This is a genomic window from Stenotrophomonas sp. YAU14A_MKIMI4_1, assembly GCF_003086855.1.
Lineage (GTDB): Bacteria > Pseudomonadota > Gammaproteobacteria > Xanthomonadales > Xanthomonadaceae > Stenotrophomonas.
This window is the reverse complement of the sequence record NZ_CP025998.1, coordinates 1283274-1304444: the sequence shown is the minus strand read 5'-3', so window position 1 is coordinate 1304444 and position 21171 is coordinate 1283274. Positions and strand designations below refer to the sequence as shown.

Below are 21171 nucleotides of genomic sequence, written 5' to 3'. Positions count from 1 at the left end.
TCATTCTCCCGAACCCGCGTGGCCGGCATGGCCTGCGTGTTCGTGTTCGGTGGCATCCAGGTTTTCACCCGATTCCTTGGAATCATGCGCGTCACTGGGGGTGTGCCCCTCGTGCGCTTCATGGCTGGCAGCATCGGCGGCGGCCGCACCGGCATGCGAATGCTTCATGCCGTAGTGCTGGTTGTCGCCCATGTGCTTGGCAATGACCCAGTCGAACAGGCCTTCTTCGGTCTTGCCGAAGTAGGTGACCGGGTACCACTCGGAATTCTTCGCATCACCCAGGGCCTTGAAGCTGGTCTTGTCCAGGGTCTGCGTGCCGGCACGCACCTGGTCCAGCCACTGGCGGTACTCGGCATCGGTCACCGAATAGGCGGTGAAATGCATCTTGGCGAAGCCCGCGCCGCTGTAGTGCGAGGACATGCCCGGGAATTCACCGGTTTCGTTGGCGATCAGGTGCAGCTTGGTTTCCATCGCCGCCATCGAATAGATCATGCTGCCCAGGTGCGGAATGAAGAACGCATTCATCACCGTGTCCGACGTGATCTTGAAGTTCAGCGGGGTGTTCACCGGGAACTTGATCTCGTTGACGACCGCAACCTTCTCTTCCGGATAGATGAACAGCCACTTCCAGTCCAGCGAGATCGCCTCGATGGTGACCGGCTTGACGTCCGATTCCAGCGGCTTGTACGGGTCCAGTGCGTGCGACGAACGCCAGGTCAGGACCGCCAGCACCAGCACGATCATGCAGGGGATCGACCACACCACCACCTCGATCGCCGTGGAATGCGACCACTTCGGCTCGTAACGGGCCTTGGTGTTGGAAGCGCGGTACTTCCACGCGAAGGTCAGGGTCATGACGATGACCGGGACGACGACCAGCAGCATGAGCACGACAGCCGTGATCAGCAGGGTCTTCTCGTCCTGGCCAATCTGGCCCTTCGGACTGAGGATGGCCACGGCATCGCAGCCGGTGAGCATCACCAGCAGTGCGAGCAGCAGGCCCGGGCGCAACCAGCGCCCAAGGGTTTTCAACGGAATCATCGGTCGATCCAATTGCGAGGGAATGCCGTTCCCCGTCCTGCCCGCTCCGGCAAAAGCCGGTCCCGCCTGTGGTTGAGACAGGCAGTGAGGTGGGGTCGAGTCAGCCTTTCAATTTTAGGCCGTCACGCATCATTTAAGAAAGGCATTGACAATGATCCAGCGCAGGAATCGGCCGGATATCGCTGCGACACGTTGTCGCACCGCGCGCAGGGGGCCGGATTCGGCAAAGCAGGCTGAACACGTTCAGCGTACTTGAAGTGCGCCGCTGCCGCACCAAGACTGCGTGACAGACGCCCCCCTCTTCGCAAGGATGCCTGATGACTGCCCTGCTCCGCTGGCTCAGCACACCCGCCGTGCGCCGCACGCTTGCCCTGCTGGGCGCCGCCCTGGTGGTGCTGCTGGCCTGCAACCCGGAACTGGCGCCGCTGCTGGGGCTGATGGATGTGCTGGGGCTGGACGTGCTGGCGCTGCTGCTGGGGGCACAACTGCTGGCCACCCTGCCCTGGCTTCGCCTGCATGCCGGGCGCGGGCTGCGGGTCGCGGGGCGCCTGGCCTGCGGCGCACTGGCCGGGGCCGCGGGCGGCTATCTGCGGCAACTGGCACCGTTTTGTCGTGATCGACTTGGGTTGGGGCATTGGGTTCGCCGGGCGGGCTGACCTGTTTGACATTGGTTGCGCGGCCCTTTGAAACGGGCCTGATGCCGCCCCGGCCTTGCCGGGCAGGCGTTTCGGTCTGCGGGCCGGCGTGCCAAAATGCCGCCGAAGCGTAAAGCCCCCTGCGTTGACGCAATCTGCCCTTGGCAGCCGCTCGCGGGTTGTGCACACCATGGCATGCCACTGAAAACGAGTGGCCGGGTCGGCAAAACCCGATGTCTGACGAGTGTTTACGCTTGCCAGTCGGCGCCACCTCTGCGTGGCGCCGGCTGGCAATCCGTCCGCGTTCTATGGCGGGCGGTGCGTGGGGGTGCGTGTTCGCATGCACCCGCCGGATACGCCAGACCCGGTTTTTGCCGCCACGTACCGTCCGCCACCCCTGCGGTGGCGCTTTGTGTTTTGCACGGAGCATCTGCCATGAACGCATCGGAATTTCCTGATCTGAACGCCCGCCGCGCGGCGCCCGCTGGCGAACCCGGCACCGACCCCAGCACCTTCATCCCCACGCTGCGGCGCATCCAGGCCGGTGTGGCCGCCAATGGCCAGCCTTGGCCCGAACGCGCAATGCCGCCCGGCCGGCGCCTGCAACTGGCCGACGCCGACTGCGCCCTGGCCGGCCTGGCCACCGTGCAGCAGATGCTGCTGGCCGCCGAGCGCACCCGCCAGGCCGGCCAGCCCGAAGACACCCTGGGCGACCGCAGCATGGAAGGGTTGATGCTGGCCTGCATTGCCCTCACCGCGCATGCGGCCAGCTGCCTGCAGGTGCAACCGTAGCCAGGGGCGCGGCGGCGTCCATTCCGACAGCCGTCGTGATGCTGCTGGGCCTGCTTGTCGGCCATGTGTATCTGCCGGAACCGGCACTCAGCGTAAACAGCTACAGCAAGCAGACCGTGCCGAACTTCCTGCAGATGTGGCAGGAAGCCGCGCAGTTTGCGCAGGAACGCAGTGCCAACGGACTGCGCGTGAGCCCCGCCGCGCGCGGGGCGCGCCATTTCGAACTCTATGCCGGGGATAAACCCGTATTACTGGTCGATAACTCGCCGAAGCGCATGGTGATTATCGTGTTCGAGAATTCGCGCGAGCAGGTACCGGATCTGTGGGAGCTGGAACATCAATGGTGGCGGGCCATGCGCCAGCGTGGTCAGTTCGTGCGGCATGGCGCGGGCGGGTGAGGATAGGTGGCAAGTAGGGAAAGCAGCAGCTGTTGCTCTTCGGCTTCGCGTCCCTCTTCGACGGCGTGCAGCGCCAGCCAGGCAATCTCCTGCCCCCGCTCATCAAGCGTGTAATGTGCCGGCTGCAGTGCCAGCAAGGGAATCGCCTGCTGCGGTTGCAGCCGGCCTTCGTCGAGCAACCGCTTCACCCACGCCAGATGCAGCGACGGAAACGTATTGGCCAGTGCATACCCCTGCACCAGCCACTGTGCCGCGTGCAGCAACGCCGCGGGGTCGGCATGGCCCAGCCACGCGTCGATGTCGGCCTCGATGGGCTGCGGCACGGGCAGCTGGCCGCTGTAATACTGCTGCAGGTGCCCCGCGTGCTCGACAGGGGTGCTGCCGACTGCGCCGTTTGAAAGCAGATAGGCGAGGAAACGCTGGGTGTCTGAATCCATCGGAACATTCCTGATGCCTGTGGCCAGCCGCGCGCGTATCGCCTTGGCTCAGCGTGGCGGTGCGTACTCGAATCGCATTTCCCGCTGCCCCTCGCCCACCACCGGCAGGACCGGGTCGGTGCCGGTGCAGCCTAGGCGCAGTCGATCGCGTGCGGTCACGGGAACACTGCCGCAGCCACCGGAATTGCTGATATCCAATTGCGGCAGCAACGCCGCGGCAAAGGTTTCAACCTCGCCGCGCGCCGCGTTGCGGTTGCTCTTTGCAGTCGGCACGCTGTAGCGCAACTTGATGGCATACAAGCGGTCGATGGCGAGAAGCATTACCGAACTGTATTCCTTGCCATCGCGCACGAAGCCGAAATCCAGCACGCTGGCCTCGATGCTGGCCGCCGCGTCCGGCTGCGCCGGTGCGACCTTCAAGGTTACCGTCTGCACTGGCGACATATCATCGCGCCCTGCCAGCGCTGCGCTGCGCGCTTCCAGCAAACCCTTGCGCTCACCTTCCAGCAGACCGGCCCGGTGTTCCTGGTCCAGCACGCCCACCGGGTAGAAGTACACATCGATCCAGCCGTCCTCGTTGCCCGCCTGCTGGAAGCGCACCGACGCACCGCCCGCGACATCGTCGTAGCGGCGTTCGCCCAGCGCCTTCCACTGGCCCACCTGCAGCGGGTAAAGCACGCTGGTCGCGCGCAGGAAACCGCCCAGGAACGGCGACGGCGCAGCCGCACCCTGCCCTGCCGTTTCCGGGTTGAGCATGACCGTGTTGTCGCTGGCACCGCATTCGGCCTTCACCACAGGCGCCAGATGCGCGCGCAGCGTGCCGGCCTTCTGCTGCGCGGCCAACGTATCCATGGCCGCAATGCGCAGCGCAGGATCGGCTGCAGTGAAGGCCGCGTAGGCGCGCAGCGCGCTTTCCACACCGGCCACCTGTCGGCTGAGCTGATCGCTGCTGTCGCGCTGGTCTATCTGGAAGGCCAGATTGCCGAAGCTCTGCTGCATCAGCAGATCCAGGCCGATCTTCTTGGCCGCCTCATCCTGGTCAGGCAGGTTCATGACCTGGCAGAGGGTCACCATGTAATCCGGCGTTTCCGCCAGCCAACGCAGCATCGACACCCGAAGTTCCTGCGCGCCCGGCTGCTGTGGGGATGCTTCCAGCGACTGGGTGAGGCGCACGAAATTGGTGGCGTTTATGGGTTGCGGGGCGGTGGCCTGCGGCGCGGGCGCATCGGGTTGTGCGGCCGATGCGGGGACGGAAAGCGCCGTAGCGATGCCGATGATGGAAAAGGCGGTGAAACGGCGCAGTGTGCTTACTGATGCCATGGTTTACGGTCCCTGTACTCGCAACATATCGTTACCAGAAGCCTACCTACTCAGATAGAAGATTTCTTCCAAGATCGCAGCTGGATCGATTGACAAGATCAATGCGACTCACGGAATGCGTTGGCGCATCTATCATTCTCTGCTCCGCCCACGAAGAGATCATTTGGAGGGGCGCGCGCGACTTCGCCCAAAGCGGGAAAAACCTCAGGAAAGAGCTACCGACGCTTCTGCCTCATGTACTCAACCACAGAGAATATTCCAAATACGAGCGTGTATACAAACCACACCATGACATACCAACTCAACGGGTGGGATTTTTCCACCTTCACAGATATGTAGTAAAGCGCACCCAGTATTAGAGCCGCCCCAAGCTGTGCTCCGAGAAAACTTCGAATAGCTGGATTCACTTCTTTCCCTCAACTTTTGATTGAGCCACATCGACGGCAACACCCACCGCCCCTTGTCCTATTTGTCAGACTGTAGCTTGCGATAACGAGCTAATCCTAGTCAGGCAGGTTCATGACCTGGCAGAGGGTCACGCTGTAATCGGGTGTTTCCGCCAGCCACCGCAGCATCGACACCCATAGCTCCTGCGCGCCCGGCTGCGGGGCGGATGCCTCAAACGACTTGGTGAAGTGCACGAAATTGGCTTGTGACCTGACGCTTGACCCTCAACCGGCGATGTAACCAGGCACGACTTCGGCCAATGCCTCGGAGATCTCATCCAGCCCGATGCCAGCGTCGCAAGCTTCGAGGATCAAGTACTCCGCTGCATACCCGTCAAGTCCGCCCGGGCGGGCCAGCGCACACCAGACCAACCGATCAATTGGATCCAAAAGCCGCCGCTCGCCTCCGCTGGACCAGAATACATGGAGCCACTTGTTGTACTCGGCGGCCCGCCCCATGACCCAGAAGTCTCGCGCCGCGTTCACCGCAGCCAATCGCTCGCCATCAAGACGATCGCCAAGCCGACCGCACAGTGCGATGGCAAGCTTCGCGCGAGCGCTATCGCTGCTCTCCAATCCAGCGACTTCGAGCAGCGCATCAAGCCTATCGATTAATTGGCGCACAGCCTCATCAGAGGTTCGTTCACTGCTCATAGCATCATTCCGGAAGGACTGCGTTGAGACCCGATCAATTAGTGGTTACTGCAGTGCAGTGTCCCACACGCAGCTCCAGTCATGCCGCTTCATCAACTGCCACGCAGACGTACTGTTTCGCGGGGAATTGCCATAATTGCGGCTCTGTGTGCCCAGGCAGGGTCAAGCACATCGCCCCCGGGATATCCACCGCGACAGCCGAAAGCATACGACCATCCGAGAAGTGCAGACGGATTCCAGCATCAGCGATCAGTCCAGCGCCCAGCCAGCGAACGATCTCGGTGCGTGCAACATAGAGCTTGTCAGGAAGCTCCAACATTACATGTTCGCAACTTGGCTCAGCGACACGACCTTCTATCACTTCGACGTTGACAGTCCCAAACTCCTCCCACGACTCGATGGACGTACTGGAGCATGTCAGTTCGATCCGCACGTCATGGTCGAACTTCAAGATCACCAGCCAGGCCGCGTCAGCGGTCTGCGAAACAGGAATCCAGCACGCGAGGAGCTGACGCCCGTGCAGCAGTCCAGTGAGTTCCATCGGCTCCGCCCCCGCCAGTTGCATCGAAAGATAGCGCACACCTTCAGGAAGCACTTTGATCGTGGTGTAGGGTTTCATGGGGCCTGAGTTGATCCTCCGGAATGTTGACGCTCTCGATTGTCGGTCCGCGTGCAGGATTCGGGACACCGCGCCTTTCGTCAGCCGGCGAGCAAAGTCCTCAAGGGTCTTGGGCTGCCATGCGGCGGAAGCGTCCGTGGCGTAAGCACCTCTTTCGCTGAAACCTACCGCACTTGGGCCTGTAACGGGGAGTTAGGGTCTGTCGCCCATGTGTAACCTCGCGGACCGCCGGCAGTAGTACGGATACACGGTGAATGACAGGGAGCGCGCTGAATCTTCTGCTATGTCGTCGGCATTGCCAAACGCCGCGTAAGCAATGTTGCCGCGCAGCGTCTGGCCTGGCTCCAGACGGACTTCACCACATCCGTCCGGACAGAATGCTGTCAAGACAGCTTTCGGATGGATCGGGCCTGCGCTTGTGGTCAGAATGGCCCCATCGTACCCCGTCAGGAAGGTCCCATCCGGGCCAGGCCAGCCCTCCTTGGATAGGCACAACGGCACGGCCGCTGCAGAGGTCAGGACAACGCCGTATCGTCTCTCTGCGAGACTGTCAGTCACCGAGAGACTGAAGTCCAGAGGCTCCGCGCGCCGAAACGAACCAACACATGCCGTGATTGTCAGGCACAACACCGTGACATTAAGAATGTTCTTCATCGTCCTGATGCCATGATGCGGGGTGTGCAGGAACCGCTGGTTCATCCACCTTTCACTGCGTCATTTCGGTCCACTGTCGTTCGCCACACCTACTCCTCGCCGATCAAGGGCACATAGCCTTCAAACTCCCAATCCATCATTTCAGCCAGCTTGCTGGCCATTTCTGCCCACGTTCCATCAGGCACAGTCGCACACACGCGCAGGACCGCGCGCTCAACTGCTTCAAAGCTGACTTCATCTACGATGACAAGCTTTGGAATGGACTTACCCTCATCCTCCATGCGTTCGAGCCACTCCCGGTTGCATGCGGTGAAGCCAAAAAGGTCCGCCCCATGGCTATCATCCGGCCCAATGGAAGCTTGAAAGTAACAACCAAACAGGCCGGATTCTTGATGGGTCTTGAGCGCAGAATCCCAATCAGCCGTGTCCAGTCCCCGCAGTCTCGCTTTAGTCATTTTTCGGTCGATGCTGGCATGTGCAGTTTTTGTCCCGCTGCGTTCGCATTGAAAAATCGCCGGGTCAGATCAACTTGCCAGCCGCCATCTTGCCGCGCGGGAAAATGTTCGTCTGACGGGTTCTGGCTCAACCACCATAACCGCAGTTTGCGGTGGCGCCACTCTCCCGTCGAGATGACATGGCCTCCCCAAGTCTGCGCCTACCCGACGGTGGCGGGGACGACCTGATTGTGTGTCACGCCGGCCGCGGGCCGGTGGTGGGAATCCGGCGCTGCCAGCCGTGGGCTGGCACTACTGGGGAGCCAAGTGTTCCGCCGGGCATGGCCCGGCGCTACCTGCCCAAACGAAAAGCCCCGACCAAGGCCGGGGCTTTTCATCTAACTGGTGCCGGAAACAGGAGTCGAACCTGCGACCTACGCATTACGAATGCGCCGCTCTACCAACTGAGCTATTCCGGCTGAGCAGGCGATTTTACGGGCAGCCCAGCCCTGCGGTCAATCCGCCCGCAACTGGTTGGCGCAGCCCCGCCCCGCCGCGAAATCGGCCAGGTTGCCCATCGTGATCGCCGAAATCTCCTGCAGCGCCTCTACGGTGAAGAAGCCCTGGTGGCCGGTCACCAGCACGTTGGGGAAGGTCATCAGGCGCTGGAAGGCTTCGTCGTCGATGATCTCGCCGGACAGGTCCTGGAAGAACAGCGCGCTTTCCTGTTCGTACACGTCAATGGCCAGTTGCCCCAGCCGCCGCGACTTCAGCGCGCGGATCACCGCGTGGGTGTCCACCAGGGCACCGCGCGAGGTGTTCACCAGCATGGCGCCGGGCTTCATGCGCGCCAGCGAGGCATCGTTGATCAGGTGGTGGGTGTCCGGCGTCAGCGGGCAATGCAGCGACACGATATCGGCGCGCGCCAGCAGCTCATCCAGCGCCACGCTGTCGCCCACGTCGGCGAACGCAGCCGACGGGTACGGGTCGTGCCCCAGCACCGTGCAGCCCATGCCGCGGAAAATGCGGGCGGTGGCCAGGCCGATCTTGCCGGTACCGACGATGCCCACGGTGCGGCCATGCAGGGTGCGGCCCAGCAGGCCATCCAGCATGAAGTTGCCTTCGCGCACGCGGTTGTAAGCGCGGTGGGTATGGCGGTTCAGGGTCATGACCAGCGCCAGCGCGTGCTCGGCCACCGCTTCGGGCGAATAGGCCGGCACCCGCGCCACGAACAGGCCCAGCCGCTGCGCTTCGGCCACGTCCACGTTGTTGAAGCCGGCGCAGCGCAGCAGTACCGCGCGCACGCCGCCGGCGTGCAGGGCCTGCAGCACCGGCGCATCCAGCTGGTCGTTCACGAACACGCAGACCGCCACGCAGCCCTGCGCCAGGGGCGCGGTGTGAAGGTCCAGCGCGGCATCGAAGTAGACCAGTTCATGGCCCTGCCCCGCGCCCTGCTGCGCGCTGGCCTCGTCCAGGAACCGGCGATCGTACGGGCGGGCGCTGAATACGGCGATCTGCATGGGTGGGCCTGCGTGGGAATCCTGCCCCGACCATAGCGCGCCGGCGCTCCTGCCGCAGCACCCGGCGCGGCGACATGACCGCAGGCACTTCAACCGCCCGGCGAGCTCAGGCAGAATCCGCACTGTGCCCGTGCGTTGCGCGGGCTACGCAAGGAGCTGGGCCGCAATCCTCTCCACCACCATGGAGACTGCGAATGATTCGCAACGAGAACAAGGAAGGGACCGTGGTACTGCAACAGCCGCCACGCGCCGCACCGCGCGACAGCGCTCCGGCCGGGGTCCACCCCGTGCGCCGCCGCTGGCTGCCGATGGCGGTGGCCGCCGGCATCGGCCTGGCCGCAACGGCCGGCTGGTTGCTGTACACGGACGGCAATCCGTCCACCCGCGTATACGCCAATACCACTCATGCCGTGCAGCGGCAGATCCTGGCCGATGGCAGCGTGGCCACGCTCGATGCCGGCAGCGCGCTCAGCGCCCGCTTCGGCTGGCGCACGCGTGAACTGCAGTTGGACCAAGGCCGCGTGCAGCTGGAAGTGGCACCGTCGTCGCGGGCCCTGCGCCTGCAGGCTGGCAATAGCAGCATCCGCGATATCGGCACCACCTTCCAGGTGGAACGCCTGAACGATGGCCGCGTGGAAGTGGCCTTGCTGGAAGGCGCGGTGGAAGTGACCAGCGGCAGTGCGCAGCACACGCTGGCACCGGGCCAGCAGTTGCAGGTGCTGGCCTCTGGCCGCATCCAGCCGGGCCCGCAATTGTCCACCACCGCCGCCGCCGAAGGCTGGCCGCAGGGCGACCTGGTATTCGACGCGACGCCGCTGTCGGTGGTGGTGGAACGCATGAACCGCTACGGCAGCACGCCGCTGGTGATTGCCGACCCGGACATTGCCGATCTGGCCGTCAGCGGCAGCTTCCGCGCAGGGGATGCGCATGAACTGTTGTCCGCCCTGCAGTTGGGGTGGTCCATCGCTGGCCAGCCGCGCAAGGATGGCGCGCTGGAACTGCGCCGCGTGTACTGAGGCCGCGGCGCATGCCGGCCGCGCAGGCGCTGCGCGCGGGGCTGCTGCTGGTCCTGCTGTGCCTGGCCGTGGTGCCGGGCCAGGCAGGCATGGCGCATGCCGGCGAACCGGCCGCCAGCAGCGATTACCACATTGGCGCCGGGCCGCTGGTACCGGCGCTGCAGGCCTGGGCGCGGCACAGCGGCGTATCGCTGATATTCGATGCACGTGAACTGGCCGACCTGCGCACCACCGGCGTGCAGGGCTGGCAGAGCCCCGCCGCGGCGCTGAAGCAGCTGGTGGCCGGCATGCCGGTGAACATCCTGCAGACCCCGGCCGGTGGCTACGTACTGCGCCGGCATGCGGCAGCGCCACCACCGCCGCCGCTGAAGGCACCTACGCCTGCACCGCCCCCATCGCCCCCGCCTGCGCCGCAGGTGGAACTGGCGCCGGTGCAGGTGACCGGCAGCCGCCTGCCGCGAACCTCCGTGCAGACCACGCTGCCGGTGACCGTTGTCGACCGCGACGACATCCTGCGCAGCGGCTACGGCACGCTGTTCGACCTGCTGCGCCACCTGCCCGGCATGAACGGCCACACCCCGCTGAGCACCGCCCGCGGCGGTGATTCGCTGTACCTGCCGGTGGGCGCGGCGGCCACCACCAGCCTGGACGGCATGGGCCCGCGCGCCACCCTGTTCCTGGTGAACGGCCGGCGCCTGCCGCGCTACCCGATGGTGTCGCTGGCCGACGGCGCGCTGACCGATCTGGGCGGCCTGCCGCTCAGCTTCATCGAGCGCATCGAACTGGTGCGCGGTGGTGCGTCGGCCATCTACGGCGCCGATGCCATGTCCGGCGTGGTCAACATCATCCTGCGCGACCAGGCCGAGGGCAGCGAGGCCATGCTGCAGACCGGCGCCAGTGGCCACGGCGATGGCCAGCAGTACCGCGTGCAGGGCGCCACCGGCTCTGTGCGCAGCAATGGCGACCGCTGGTTCGCCGGCCTCGATCTGCACCGCATGCAGCACGTGGCCGGCGATCGCCGCGACTGGCATGCCGATACCTCGCTGTATCCGATCGGGCTGCTGATGGCCAATGGCGATTACTACCCGGCCACCGAGTGCCACCCACCGCTACAGGAGGACGACCAGGGCTGCTGGTTCGACAGCGTACGCCCACGTTCGTTGCAGCCGGCGTCGGACACCGTGGCCGGCTACCTGCGCTACCGCCACGAGCGCGGCGAAGGCCGCTACGCGTATGTGGAAGCGCGTGGCAGCTACAACCGCCAGCGCTTCGAACTGGGCCCCACCGCCGTGGCATTGAACTTCAACCGCACGGCCATTCTCAACGTGGTGTTGCAGGAGGGCGGCAACGTGCGCCCGCGCGTGCGCGCCAGCGAAGGTGATCTGACCGTGGGCGTGGGCCGCCAGCAGGCGGGCCGCAGCTGGGAAGCGGGCGTGAGCGCGCAGCGCAGCGAGGTGAGCCTGACCACCGATGGCGTGGTGCGCAGCGAGAAGCTGCTGGAAGCGGCGCGCGACTTCGATTTCCTGCCGGGCTTTTCCACGTTGCCACCGGGCCTGGCCGACGAACTGTTCCCGACCATCCACAGCCGTGGCCGTACCGAACAATGGCAGGGCTGGTGGGGCATACAGCGCAACCTGATGGCCCTGCCCGGCGGCGCGGCGCAGCTGGCCACCGGCATCGATCTGCGCCAGGAGCGCTGGACCTCGCAGCCGGACCCGCTGCTGGGCAAGGGCGAGCTGGCCCTGGGCCTGCCGATGGAACAACGCCGGCTGTCGCGCAACAGCAGTGCCGCCTATGCCGAACTGGGGCTGCCGCTGGCGCACAGCCTGCGCGTGGACCTGGCCGCGCGCGTGGACCGCGATGCCGGGCAGACCGCGTTTTCACCGCGCGCCGGCCTGCGCTGGAGCCCCAGCGAGCACTGGTCGTTCCTGCTGGCCAGCGGCCGCGGCTTCCGCGCGCCCAGCCTGTTCGAGCGGCGCCGGCCGCCGGGGTATTTCGGCCTGGTGGCCCTGCCCGCTTCGGACACGCTGCCCCCCTGCGCGCGGCCGCTGCGCGGCGGTGGCTGCGCGGTGCAGGTGGACGTGGTGGAAAACGATGGACTGAAGGCCGAGACCTCGCGCAGCCATTCGCTGGCCGCCAGCTGGACGCCCAGCGATGCGTTCGCGCTTACGCTGACCCACAACATCGTGGAGCTGCACAACGAGATCCTGGCGCTGCAGCCCGGTGATGCGCTGTGGAATCGCGATACCTGGGTACTGGACGACCAGGGCCGGCTGCGTGATCTGCGCCTGTCCTTCGACAACATTGGACGCACCACCTCGCGCAACTGGGTGCTGCGCGGCGAGTACCGCATCGACAGCGGTGCCAACGGGCAATGGCAGTTCGCGTTGGATGCGTTGAAGCAACAGGAACTGAAGCGCGAGCGCAGCCACGAAGCCGCGGTGGATCTACGCGGCCATGCCACCCCGGAACGCACCGCGATACTGACCGTGCAATGGCAGAACCCGAACTGGGACATCGCCCTGCGCGGCAACCGCGTAGGCCGCATGCGCGCCTGGCTGGCCGGCGAAACCTGCCCGGACGAACAGCGTGGCGAGGGGCATTGCACGAACCCCGCGCAGCTGCGCTGGAACCTGCACGTAGCGCGCAGGCTGAGCCCGCGCCTGGTGGCCGCGCTGGACGTGCACAACGTGCTGGATACCGAACCGGTGAACTACCTGCCGGGCAGTGGTGGCCAGGTGGCCGGGCTGGATGACCCGCTGGGACGGTACTTCCTGCTCACCCTGCAGTTCCGCTGACACGCCGTTTGTAGAGTCGAGCCATGCTCGACTGGCTCTTGTAGAGTCGAGCTTGCTCGACTGCTGTTGGCAGAAGCAGTCGAGCAAGCTCGACTCTACGGAAAGCGAAGTCGAGCAAGCTCGACGCTACGCGCGCGCTACCGATCGGGCGATGGCGTACTGCGCGCCGTAATACGTGCCCAGCACCAGCAAACCCGCTACCGGCAGCCCGCCGCCAAAACGATCCCATGCCAGCAGCGAATCGCTGGCCACGAACAGCACACCACCGACCGCCGCCCAGCGCGCGCTTCGCGCCTGCATCAGCGGCAGCCGCGGGCGCTGCCAATGCCGCGCCAACGCCAGCACCGCCATCGAAGCCAGCACCGCCACATACGCCAGCACCGGAATGCGCAGCGGCACCGGCAGGTGCGGCCACAGCGCCAGCACATTGCCGACGGCGAACGCTCCCAGCAGCACTGCGGCGGCCAGCAAGCCGCGCCCTGCGTGCAGGCCGTCGCGAAACGCGGCGATGTAGCACAGGTGCGCCAGCAGGAAGGCAACCAGCCCCGGCACGAACGCATCCACCGGCAGCATCAGCGCGATATCACCCAGGCACGACAAGCCCATGCCGGCCAGCACCGCACGCCGGTAGAACGGTGATGCCGCCGGGCGCGCCTGCCAGGCAATGCCGGCGATCAGCAGCGTGGTGGCCGGCTTGGCAAACCAGTGCAGCCACCGCCCCTCGCCCTGCAGGAACGCGCCGATGATGGCCAGCACGGCCACCACCAGGATCAGGCCATCGCGGCGGCCGAAGCTCATCGCGCCTTCCACAGATCCGCAAGGCGATCAGGCGTGCCGGCAACGCGTTCCAGCACCGGGTACTGCAGGCCACCGTGGTAATCGATGGTCATGCTGTCGATGCGGTCGAACTGCTTCACCAGCAGCACGATCGGCGCCTTGTCCTTGGCCGCGGCGGCCACCGCGTCCTTCAGGCGTTCGCTGCTGTATTCGCGCCCGCCCACGGCTATCACCCGCATGCCCGGTGCCAGCCCTGCATTGAACGCCGGGCTGTCCCAGATCACATCGCCCACCACGCCGGTGTCGAGCACGGTGGCGCCCAGCGAATAGGCCAGCAACGCGGCCTTGGCGCGCTTTTCCTGCGCCTTGTAGGCCTCGTTGGGGGTATCGCGGTAGACCAGCTTCCAGCCGGCCAATGCCAGGCCGCCGGTGAGCGAGCCCTGGCCATCCAGGCGCTGGCGCAGGAAGCTGGACCAGTCGTACGGCGCAATGCCGTTCAAGGTCGCCACCACGTCATCGAAGGTGTACGGGTTCACGTTCCAGTCGCCGTTGCCGACGCCGAAGAAGGCGCGCGCGAAATCGTCCAGGCTGCGGCGGTTGCCGCTGAGCGTGCGCAGCTTGCCGTCCACTTCCAGCCACAGCATCTGCCCGCCGGAGTAGTAGTCCTCGCTCATCTGGTAGTTGCGGTACGGCAACGTGCGACGCTGGGCGATGGTGGGATCGTTGGTGGTGTCCTGCAGCGGGCGCCAGGCCAGGCCGGGGCGGCCGCGATCATAGGTGGCGGCCACGTTGGCCAGCATGTCGCGGGCCTGCTCGACCGACCACAGGCCCGAGCGCGCGGCCAGCACCTGGCCCCAGAACTGGGTCTGGCCTTCGTACACCCACAACAGGCTGTCGCCCATGGGCGTGTTGAAGTTGGCGGTGGCCAGGTCTGCGCCGCGACGGTACTTGCCGTTCCAGGAATGGGTGTACTCGTGCGGCAGCAGATCGCGCATCCACGCATTGCTGTCCCATTCGGTGAAGTAGCCGGGGGCCGCGCTGTTTTCACTGGAACGGTGGTGTTCCAGGCCGATGCCGCCCAGGCGGTCGGTCAGCGCCAGCAGGAATTCGTAGTGATCGTAATGGCGCGCACCGTAGAGCTTGTCGGCCTGCTGCACCAGCGCGCGATGCAGCTTGATCTGCGCATCGGTGGGCTTGAGCGATTTGGCATCGTCGGCGAAGACATTGAGGTGCACCGGCACCTTGGCACCCGGGTCCAGGTCGATGCGCTGGTGGTGCTCGCCGGCGAACAGCGGCGAATCAACCAGGTGGTCGTAGGCAATGGGCTTGAACACCACGGTGTCGCCGTCGCGACGCGCAGTTTCCAGTGCGGTGGCATAGCCCCAGCCCTTGGGCAGGGTCACGCTGGCCTGCGCCTGCAGGTTGCGCGCATCCACGCCGGCCGGGTACAGCGAATTGGCGTTCCACTGCAGGTTCAGCATTTCCGGGGTCATCACCACCCGGCCCTGGCTGCCGCCCTGCGAAGACAGGAAATCGAAGTGGGCCACGATCTCGCTCACGCCTTCGGGCACGTCCACCTTGAACGCGTAGACGTTGTACTGGTCGCGCTGCCAGGCCAGCGGCTTGCCGTTGGCGGTCACCCGCAGGCCGGCCAGCTTGTCGATGGGGCCGGTGGGCGAATGGTTGCCGGGAATCCACTGCGGGTACAGCAGGGTCATCGGGCCGGGCTTGGCCGGCACGGTGGCGGTCACCTTGAAGATACGGCGGGCCAGGTCGCGCGCGTCCACATCGATGCGCAGCAGGCCGGGCGCGGCGGCATCGCCCGGCGGCGAGGTCTGCGCCAGCGCAGGCGTGGCGCCCAGCGCGAACAGCACGGACATCACCAGGGCACGGGTCTTCATCAGGCAGGTTCCAGCAACGGTAGAGGTACCGATGCTAGGCCTGTAAGGCGTGCGGCCCCATGGCCGAAGGTCATGGGTGGGTGGCGGTATCCACGCACGGCGTGGATGTACCGGGAAGCGCGGCCGGCAGTAGATCCACGCCATGCGTGGATGGAATTCATCGCAAAAGCGTGCGAACCAAGGTTCGCACCCACCAGATCAGATCAAGTCATGCCGAAGTAGATCCACGCCATGCGTGGATGGAGGCCATGGCAAAAGCGTGCGAACCAAGGTTCGCACCCACCAGATCAGATCAAGTCATGCCGAAGTAGATCCACGCCATGCGTGGATGGAATTCATGGCAAAAGCGTGCGAACCAAGGTTCGCACCCACCAAGTCGGTGTCGGTTCGCACCCACCAGATCGGTGCCGGTAGCGCCGGGCCATGCCCGGCGAACCCGCTGCCGCGGTCAGTCGACCAACCGCAGCCGCAGTTCCTTCGGCAGCGCGAACACCATCGATTCCGGTTCGCCATCCAGTTCGCCTACGCCAGTGGCGCCCAGCTCGGCCAGGCGGGCCAGCACGCCATCCACCAGCACCTGCGGTGCCGATGCGCCGGCGGTCACGCCGATGTGCTGCTTGCCTTCCACCCAGCGCGGGTCGATCTCGTGCGCACCATCGATCAGGTACGACTCCACGCCTTCACGGCGCGCCAGTTCACTCAGGCGGTTGGAATTGGAGCTGTTCGGCGAACCGACCACCAGCACCAGGTCGCAGCGCTTGGCCAGATCGCGTACGGCGTCCTGGCGGTTCTGCGTGGCGTAGCAGATGTCGTCGTTCTTCGGCCCCTGCATTTCCGGGAAACGCTCACGCAGGGCCTCGATGATGCCGCGCGTGTCATCCACCGACAGCGTGGTCTGGGTGGTGTAGGCGAAGTTCTGCGGCTGGCTGATCTGCAGCGTCGCCACCTGCTCCACGTCTTCCACCAGATAGATCTGGCCGGTGCCCGCTTCGCGGCTCCACTGGCCCATCGTGCCTTCCACTTCCGGGTGGCCGGCATGGCCGATCAGCACCACGTCACGGCCGGCGCGGCAGTGGCGGGCCACTTCGAAATGCACCTTGGTGACCAGCGGACAGGTGGCATCGAACACCTTCAGGCCACGGCGCTCGGCTTCCTGGCGCACGGCCTGGGATACGCCGTGCGCGCTGAAGATGACCGTGTTGTTGTCCGGCACTTCGTCCAGTTCCTCGACGAAGATCGCGCCGCGCTGCTTCAGGTCATCGACCACGAAGCGGTTGTGCACCACTTCATGGCGGACGTAGATGGGCGCGCCCAGCGTTTCGATCGCGCGCTTGACGATCTCGATCGCACGATCGACACCGGCACAGAAACCACGCGGGTTGGCGAGCAGCACATCCATCAGTTCAGTCTCCCGGCAGCGGCCGGCTTACGGTTTCGGGGTGGCATTATCCGCCTTTTTGGCGGACTTGCCGTCGAACAGGCCAAACAGGGCAATGCCGATGGCACCGACCACGATGGCCGAATCGGCGATGTTGAAGGCCGGCCAGGTGTAGCTGCCCACGTACCACTGGATGAAATCGACCACGTGGCCATGCACCTGGCGGTCGATCACGTTGCCGATGGCACCGCCGATGATCAGCGCGTACGGCACGGCGGCCTTCCAGTTGCCACGGGCGGTGCCGCGCAGCCACCAGGCCATCAGCGCGCTGATGGCAATGGCCAGCAGGGTGAAGAAGTGCTTCTGCCAACCGCCGGCGTCGCTCAGGAAGCTGAAGGCCGCACCGGTGTTGTAGGTGCGGTACCAGTTCCAGAAGCCGTCGATGACCACCACCGGCTGGAACTCGGGCAGGCTGGACAGCACCCAGGCCTTGGACCACTGGTCCAGGCCGATGATGGCCGCCGACAGCAGCAGCCAGACCAAGGCGTTGGGTTGTGGGCGTGCGGCGGCCATCAGAACCAGCTCCGCAGTTCACCGGCACCGGTGACGTTGCTCACGCAGCGGCCGCACAGTTCCGGGTGGTCGGCGTTGCTGCCCACGTCGGCACGGTGATGCCAGCAACGTACGCACTTGGCCTTTTCGGTCGGCTGGGCACTGACGAACACTTCGTCGGTGGTCGCCGGGCGCACCTGCACGTCGCCACTGATGAACAGGAAGCGCAGTTCATCGGCCAGCGGCTGCCACTTCGCCGCCTGTTCTTCATTGGCGGCAATGGTGATTTCCGCTTCCAGCGCGGCACCGATCGCACCGTTGGCACGCATCGGTTCCAGCACCTTGGCCACCTGCTCGCGCACGGCCAGCAGCTGGTCGAAATCGGCCGCGTTGAGCTGGGCATCGGCCGGCAGCGGCGCCAGGCCGTCGTACCAGGTGGTGAACAGCACGTGGCCGGCACGGTCGCCCGGCAGGTAGCCCCACAGCTCGTCGGCGGTGAAGGTGAGGATGGGCGCGATCCAGCGGGTGAACGCTTCGGCGATGTGGTACATGGCGCTCTGCGCCGAACGACGACCGTGCGAATCGGCCGGCATGGTGTACAGGCGGTCCTTGGTCACGTCCAGGTACAGCGAGCCCAGGTCCACGCTGCAGAAGTTCAGCAGCAGCTGGACGATCTCGGCCATGTTGTAGTTGTCGAACGCGGCCTTGATCTTTTCCTGCAGTTCCCAGGCGCGGTGCACGATCCAGCGGTCCAGCGCCACCATCTCGTTCAGCGGGCGCAGGTGCTGGGCCGGATCGAAACCGTCCAGGTTGCCCAGCAGGAAGCGCGCGGTGTTGCGCAGGCGGCGGTAGGCATCGGCGTTGCGCTTGAGGATCTCCTGCGACAGCGACATTTCATTGCTGTAGTCGGCCGAGGCGATCCACAGGCGCAGGATGTCCGCGCCCAGCTTGTTCATGATGTCCTGCGGCTCGATGCCGTTGCCCAGCGACTTGGACATCTTGCGGCCGTGCTCGTCCACGGTGAAACCGTGGGTGAGGCACTGCTTGTACGGGGCGCGCTGGTCGATGGCCACGCCGGTCAGCAGCGAGGACTGGAACCAGCCGCGGTGCTGGTCGGAACCTTCCAGGTACAGGTCGGCCGGCTTGCCGAAGCCGCGCGCTGCCAGCACGCCTTCATGGGTGACGCCCGAATCGAACCAGACATCGAGGATGTCGGTGACCTTCTCGTAGTCGGCCGCTTCGGCGCCCAGCAGTTCGCTGGCATCCAGCGAATACCACACGTCGATGCCTTCGGCTTCCACGCGGTCAGCCACCTGCTGCATCAGTTCCACCGTGCGCGGGTGGATCTCGCCGGTCTGGCGGTGGGTGAACAGCGCGATGGGCACGCCCCAGGTGCGCTGGCGCGAGATGGTCCAGTCGGGGCGACCGTCGACCATGCTCTGGATACGCGCTTTGCCCCAGCTCGGGAACCAGCCCACGGTGTCGATGGCAGCCAGCGCATCGTTGCGCAGGTTGGCCTTGTCCATCGAAATGAACCACTGCGGGGTGGCGCGGAACACCACCGGCGTCTTGTGGCGCCAGCAGTGCGGGTAGCTGTGGCGGATCGGGTGGAAGGCCAGCAGCGCGCCGTTGTCGCGCAGCACGCCGACGATGGCCTCCTGCGCCTTCCACAGATGCTGGCCGGCCAGCACCACGTCACCGGCCGGCGGGGTCGATTCCAGATACACGCCACGGCCATCGACCGGGGTGATCTGGCCGGCGTTGTACTTGTCCAGCAGGCCGTACTTCTGGCTGACCACGTAGTCTTCCTGGCCGTGGCCGGGGGCGGTGTGCACCGCACCGGTACCGTCTTCGTCGGACACGTGTTCGCCGTTCAGCACCAGGATCTCGCGCTGCGGGTAGAACGGGTGCACCAGCAGCTGGTTTTCCAGCGCGGCACCGGTGGTTTCACCGTGCAGCACCACGTTTTCCACGCCGTAGCGCTGCAGTGCGCGCTCGGCCAGCGCGGCGGCCAGCACCAGCCAACGGCGCTTGCCGTTGTGCGCCGGGCCTTCGGCCAGCACGTAGCGGATCTCCGCGCCCAGCGAAACGGCCAGCGATGCCGGCAGCGTCCACGGCGTGGTGGTCCAGATCGGCACCGCCACTTCCACGTCGGCCGGCACGCTCACGCCAAAGGCCTGGGCCACGGCCTGCGCATCGCGCGCGGCGTAGGCCACGTCGATCGCCGGCGATTCCTTTTCCTGGTATTCGATTTCCGCTTCGGCCAGCGCCGAACCGCAGTCGAAGCACCAGTAGACCGGCTTGGCGCCGCGCACCAGGTGGCCGTTGGCCACGACCTTGGCCAGCGCACGGATCTCGTTGGCTTCGAAATCGAAGCTGAGGGTCTTGTACGGGTTGTCCCAGTCGCCGGTCACGCCCAGGCGCTTGAAATCGGCGCGCTGGATGTTGATCTGCTCTTCGGCGAATTCACGGCACTTCTGCCGGAACTCGACCGCGTCGAGCTTCACCCCGACCTTGCCCCACTTCTTTTCCACCGCGATTTCGATCGGCAGGCCGTGGCAATCCCAGCCCGGCACGTAGGGCGCATCGAAGCCGGCCAGGTAGCGCGACTTGACGATGATGTCCTTCAGGATCTTGTTGACCGCGTGGCCCAGGTGGATGCGGCCGTTGGCGTACGGCGGGCCGTCATGCAGCACGAACAGCGGGCGGCCGGCGGCATTGTCGCGCAGCTGCTGGTAGAGCCCCTGCTCTTCCCACCGCGCCAGAATGCCCGGCTCGCGCTTGGGCAGGTCGCCGCGCATCGGGAATTCGGTGGCTGGCAGGTTCAGGGTGGTCTTGTAGTCCTGGCTCACGCAGTGGCTCGCAATCTATGTTCGGAAAGAAGGGCGCGCGCCTGTTCGGCGTCGCGGTGCATCTGGTCGGTCAGCGCCGCCAGATCGTTGAATTTCTCTTCGTCGCGCAGCTTGGCGACGAATTCGACGTCGATGTGACGACCGTACAGGTCGCCCTGGAAATCGAACAGATGGGCTTCCAGCAGCGGCTCCACGCCTTCCACGGTGGGCCGGGTGCCGAAGCTGGACACCGATGGCCACGGCTGGTCGAACACCCCGTGTACCCAGGTGGCGTAGATACCCGACAGCGCCGGGGTCTTCGGGAAGCGCAGGTTGGCCGTGGGGAAGCCCAGGGTGCGGCCGAGCTGGCGCCCACGCACCACCCGCCCGCTGATCGAATACGGGCGGCCCAGCAGATCGCCGGCACGGGTGAAATCGCCGGCCTGCAGCAACTGGCGGATGCGCGTGCTGGAAATGCGTTCGCCGTGCAGGTCCACCGCTTCGATCTCGCCGGCGCTGAAGCCCAGCTCGCGGCCCATGGCCTGCAGCAGGGCCAGGTCGCCACGACGGCGGTTGCCGAAACAGAACTCCGGGCCGATCCACACTTCGCGCGCGCCCAGCCGGTGGGCCAGCAGCTGGCGAACGAAGGTTTCGGCCGGCATGGCCGCCATGGCCGCGTCGAAGCGCAGCAGGCCCACGGCATCCACGCCCAGGTCCTGCAGCATCTCGACCTTGCTGCGGGCCAGGGTCAGCCGCGGCGGCGGCGTGCCCTGTGCGAAGAATTCACGCGGCAGCGGCTCGAAGGCCACGGCCACGGCGGGTACGCCCACGGCGCGCGCGCGGGCGACCGCGTGGCGGACCAGCGCACGATGGCCCAGATGGAGGCCGTCGAATGCGCCGATACAGACCACGCTTCCGTTGGGGAACAGCTCCCCGCCCTCGACGCTTCTGAACAGCCTGCTCATCAA

At 65.7% G+C, this 21171-nt stretch carries 18 protein-coding genes and 1 tRNA gene; 5 read left to right on the top strand and 14 right to left on the bottom strand.

The window, feature by feature from the left end; translation table 11 throughout:
* Positions 1-1041: a ubiquinol oxidase subunit II gene (cyoA, locus tag C1931_RS05995; RefSeq protein ID WP_108752504.1), complete on the bottom strand. Its 1041-nt coding sequence runs from the start codon at positions 1039-1041 to the stop codon at positions 1-3.
* Positions 1042-1358: 317 nt separating this feature from the next.
* Here cyoA and C1931_RS05990 point away from each other — a divergent pair, with 317 nt between their 5' ends.
* The 3 genes from C1931_RS05990 to C1931_RS05980 all read left to right on the top strand — a co-directional run bounded on the left by C1931_RS05990 (position 1359) and on the right by C1931_RS05980 (position 2866).
* Entirely contained in the window at positions 1359-1697 is a 339-nt protein-coding gene (locus C1931_RS05990) for a hypothetical protein (protein WP_108755706.1), read from the top strand.
* 414 nt (positions 1698-2111) lie between these two features.
* Positions 2112-2468: a hypothetical protein gene (locus C1931_RS05985; protein WP_108755705.1), complete on the top strand. Its 357-nt coding sequence runs from the start codon at positions 2112-2114 to the stop codon at positions 2466-2468.
* 38 nt (positions 2469-2506) lie between these two features.
* Positions 2507-2866 carry a hypothetical protein gene (locus tag C1931_RS05980; RefSeq protein WP_108755704.1) on the top strand — a complete coding sequence of 120 codons (360 nt, stop codon included), beginning with the start codon at positions 2507-2509 and terminating at the stop codon, positions 2864-2866.
* Here the strand turns inward: C1931_RS05980 and C1931_RS05975 are convergent.
* The 7 genes from C1931_RS05975 to C1931_RS05945 all read right to left on the bottom strand — a co-directional run bounded on the left by C1931_RS05975 (position 2836) and on the right by C1931_RS05945 (position 8950).
* Complete coding sequence (locus tag C1931_RS05975; protein WP_108755703.1) at positions 2836-3303, bottom strand: hypothetical protein; 468 nt, start codon at positions 3301-3303, stop codon at positions 2836-2838. The two genes, C1931_RS05980 and C1931_RS05975, sit on opposite strands and share 31 nt — an antisense overlap.
* Positions 3304-3351: 48 nt before the next feature.
* Positions 3352-4623: a hypothetical protein gene (locus C1931_RS05970; protein WP_108755702.1), complete on the bottom strand. Its 1272-nt coding sequence runs from the start codon at positions 4621-4623 to the stop codon at positions 3352-3354.
* Between the two features lie 671 nt (positions 4624-5294).
* Positions 5295-5723, bottom strand: a complete 429-nt coding sequence (locus C1931_RS05965) for a hypothetical protein (RefSeq protein WP_108755701.1) — start codon at positions 5721-5723, stop codon at positions 5295-5297.
* 79 nt (positions 5724-5802) lie between these two features.
* Positions 5803-6342: a hypothetical protein gene (locus C1931_RS05960; RefSeq protein ID WP_108755700.1), complete on the bottom strand. Its 540-nt coding sequence runs from the start codon at positions 6340-6342 to the stop codon at positions 5803-5805.
* Positions 6343-7085: 743 nt separating this feature from the next.
* A complete protein-coding gene (locus C1931_RS05955; RefSeq protein ID WP_108755699.1) occupies positions 7086-7451 on the bottom strand; it encodes an Imm8 family immunity protein in 366 nt (121 codons plus the stop codon).
* Positions 7452-7833: 382 nt separating this feature from the next.
* Positions 7834-7909: transfer RNA gene (locus C1931_RS05950), tRNA-Thr, on the bottom strand.
* A gap of 36 nt (positions 7910-7945) precedes the next feature.
* Positions 7946-8950 carry a 2-hydroxyacid dehydrogenase gene (locus tag C1931_RS05945; protein ID WP_108755698.1) on the bottom strand — a complete coding sequence of 335 codons (1005 nt, stop codon included), beginning with the start codon at positions 8948-8950 and terminating at the stop codon, positions 7946-7948.
* A gap of 194 nt (positions 8951-9144) precedes the next feature.
* Between C1931_RS05945 and C1931_RS05940 the strand changes: the two genes are divergently transcribed.
* Entirely contained in the window at positions 9145-9966 is an 822-nt protein-coding gene (locus C1931_RS05940; RefSeq protein ID WP_234412878.1) for a FecR domain-containing protein, read from the top strand.
* An 11-nt stretch (positions 9967-9977) separates the two neighbouring features.
* Positions 9978-12764 carry a TonB-dependent receptor gene (locus tag C1931_RS05935; protein ID WP_108755696.1) on the top strand — a complete coding sequence of 929 codons (2787 nt, stop codon included), beginning with the start codon at positions 9978-9980 and terminating at the stop codon, positions 12762-12764.
* Positions 12765-12890: 126 nt separating this feature from the next.
* Here the strand turns inward: C1931_RS05935 and C1931_RS05930 are convergent, their stop codons facing one another.
* The 6 genes from C1931_RS05930 to C1931_RS05905 form a co-directional block, all read right to left on the bottom strand.
* A complete protein-coding gene (locus C1931_RS05930) occupies positions 12891-13562 on the bottom strand; it encodes a lysoplasmalogenase (RefSeq protein ID WP_108755695.1) in 672 nt (223 codons plus the stop codon).
* The gene (locus tag C1931_RS05925; RefSeq protein ID WP_108755694.1) at positions 13559-15442 is read right to left on the bottom strand and encodes a M61 family metallopeptidase; all 1884 of its coding nucleotides are present in this window, start codon (positions 15440-15442) and stop codon (positions 13559-13561) included. Before C1931_RS05925 ends, C1931_RS05930 begins: the two co-directional genes overlap by 4 nt.
* A 448-nt stretch (positions 15443-15890) precedes the next feature.
* Positions 15891-16841, bottom strand: a complete 951-nt coding sequence (gene ispH / locus C1931_RS05920; protein ID WP_108755693.1) for a 4-hydroxy-3-methylbut-2-enyl diphosphate reductase — start codon at positions 16839-16841, stop codon at positions 15891-15893.
* 27 nt (positions 16842-16868) lie between these two features.
* Positions 16869-17393, bottom strand: a complete 525-nt coding sequence (gene lspA, locus C1931_RS05915) for a signal peptidase II (protein ID WP_108755692.1) — start codon at positions 17391-17393, stop codon at positions 16869-16871.
* Positions 17393-20224 carry an isoleucine--tRNA ligase gene (ileS, locus tag C1931_RS05910; RefSeq protein WP_108755691.1) on the bottom strand — a complete coding sequence of 944 codons (2832 nt, stop codon included), beginning with the start codon at positions 20222-20224 and terminating at the stop codon, positions 17393-17395. Before ileS ends, lspA begins: the two co-directional genes overlap by 1 nt.
* The gene (locus C1931_RS05905; RefSeq protein ID WP_108755690.1) at positions 20221-21168 is read right to left on the bottom strand and encodes a bifunctional riboflavin kinase/FAD synthetase; all 948 of its coding nucleotides are present in this window, start codon (positions 21166-21168) and stop codon (positions 20221-20223) included. Before C1931_RS05905 ends, ileS begins: the two co-directional genes overlap by 4 nt.
* Positions 21169-21171: the final 3 nt, after the last annotated feature.

What these genes read in the sequence shown, in the direction of transcription:
- cyoA (WP_108752504.1), bottom strand. Translation starts at nt 1,041, where the DNA reads ATGATTCCGTTGAAAACCCTTGGGCGCTGGTTGCGCCCGGGCCTGCTG.
- C1931_RS05990 (WP_108755706.1), top strand. Translation starts at nt 1,359, where the DNA reads ATGACTGCCCTGCTCCGCTGGCTCAGCACACCCGCCGTGCGCCGCACG.
- C1931_RS05985 (WP_108755705.1), top strand. Translation starts at nt 2,112, where the DNA reads ATGAACGCATCGGAATTTCCTGATCTGAACGCCCGCCGCGCGGCGCCC.
- C1931_RS05980 (WP_108755704.1), top strand. Translation starts at nt 2,507, where the DNA reads ATGCTGCTGGGCCTGCTTGTCGGCCATGTGTATCTGCCGGAACCGGCA.
- C1931_RS05975 (WP_108755703.1), bottom strand. Translation starts at nt 3,303, where the DNA reads ATGGATTCAGACACCCAGCGTTTCCTCGCCTATCTGCTTTCAAACGGC.
- C1931_RS05970 (WP_108755702.1), bottom strand. Translation starts at nt 4,623, where the DNA reads ATGGCATCAGTAAGCACACTGCGCCGTTTCACCGCCTTTTCCATCATC.
- C1931_RS05965 (WP_108755701.1), bottom strand. Translation starts at nt 5,723, where the DNA reads ATGAGCAGTGAACGAACCTCTGATGAGGCTGTGCGCCAATTAATCGAT.
- C1931_RS05960 (WP_108755700.1), bottom strand. Translation starts at nt 6,342, where the DNA reads ATGAAACCCTACACCACGATCAAAGTGCTTCCTGAAGGTGTGCGCTAT.
- C1931_RS05955 (WP_108755699.1), bottom strand. Translation starts at nt 7,451, where the DNA reads ATGACTAAAGCGAGACTGCGGGGACTGGACACGGCTGATTGGGATTCT.
- C1931_RS05945 (WP_108755698.1), bottom strand. Translation starts at nt 8,950, where the DNA reads ATGCAGATCGCCGTATTCAGCGCCCGCCCGTACGATCGCCGGTTCCTG.
- C1931_RS05940 (WP_234412878.1), top strand. Translation starts at nt 9,145, where the DNA reads ATGATTCGCAACGAGAACAAGGAAGGGACCGTGGTACTGCAACAGCCG.
- C1931_RS05935 (WP_108755696.1), top strand. Translation starts at nt 9,978, where the DNA reads ATGCCGGCCGCGCAGGCGCTGCGCGCGGGGCTGCTGCTGGTCCTGCTG.
- C1931_RS05930 (WP_108755695.1), bottom strand. Translation starts at nt 13,562, where the DNA reads ATGAGCTTCGGCCGCCGCGATGGCCTGATCCTGGTGGTGGCCGTGCTG.
- C1931_RS05925 (WP_108755694.1), bottom strand. Translation starts at nt 15,442, where the DNA reads ATGAAGACCCGTGCCCTGGTGATGTCCGTGCTGTTCGCGCTGGGCGCC.
- ispH (WP_108755693.1), bottom strand. Translation starts at nt 16,841, where the DNA reads ATGGATGTGCTGCTCGCCAACCCGCGTGGTTTCTGTGCCGGTGTCGAT.
- lspA (WP_108755692.1), bottom strand. Translation starts at nt 17,393, where the DNA reads ATGGCCGCCGCACGCCCACAACCCAACGCCTTGGTCTGGCTGCTGCTG.
- C1931_RS05905 (WP_108755690.1), bottom strand. Translation starts at nt 21,168, where the DNA reads ATGAGCAGGCTGTTCAGAAGCGTCGAGGGCGGGGAGCTGTTCCCCAAC.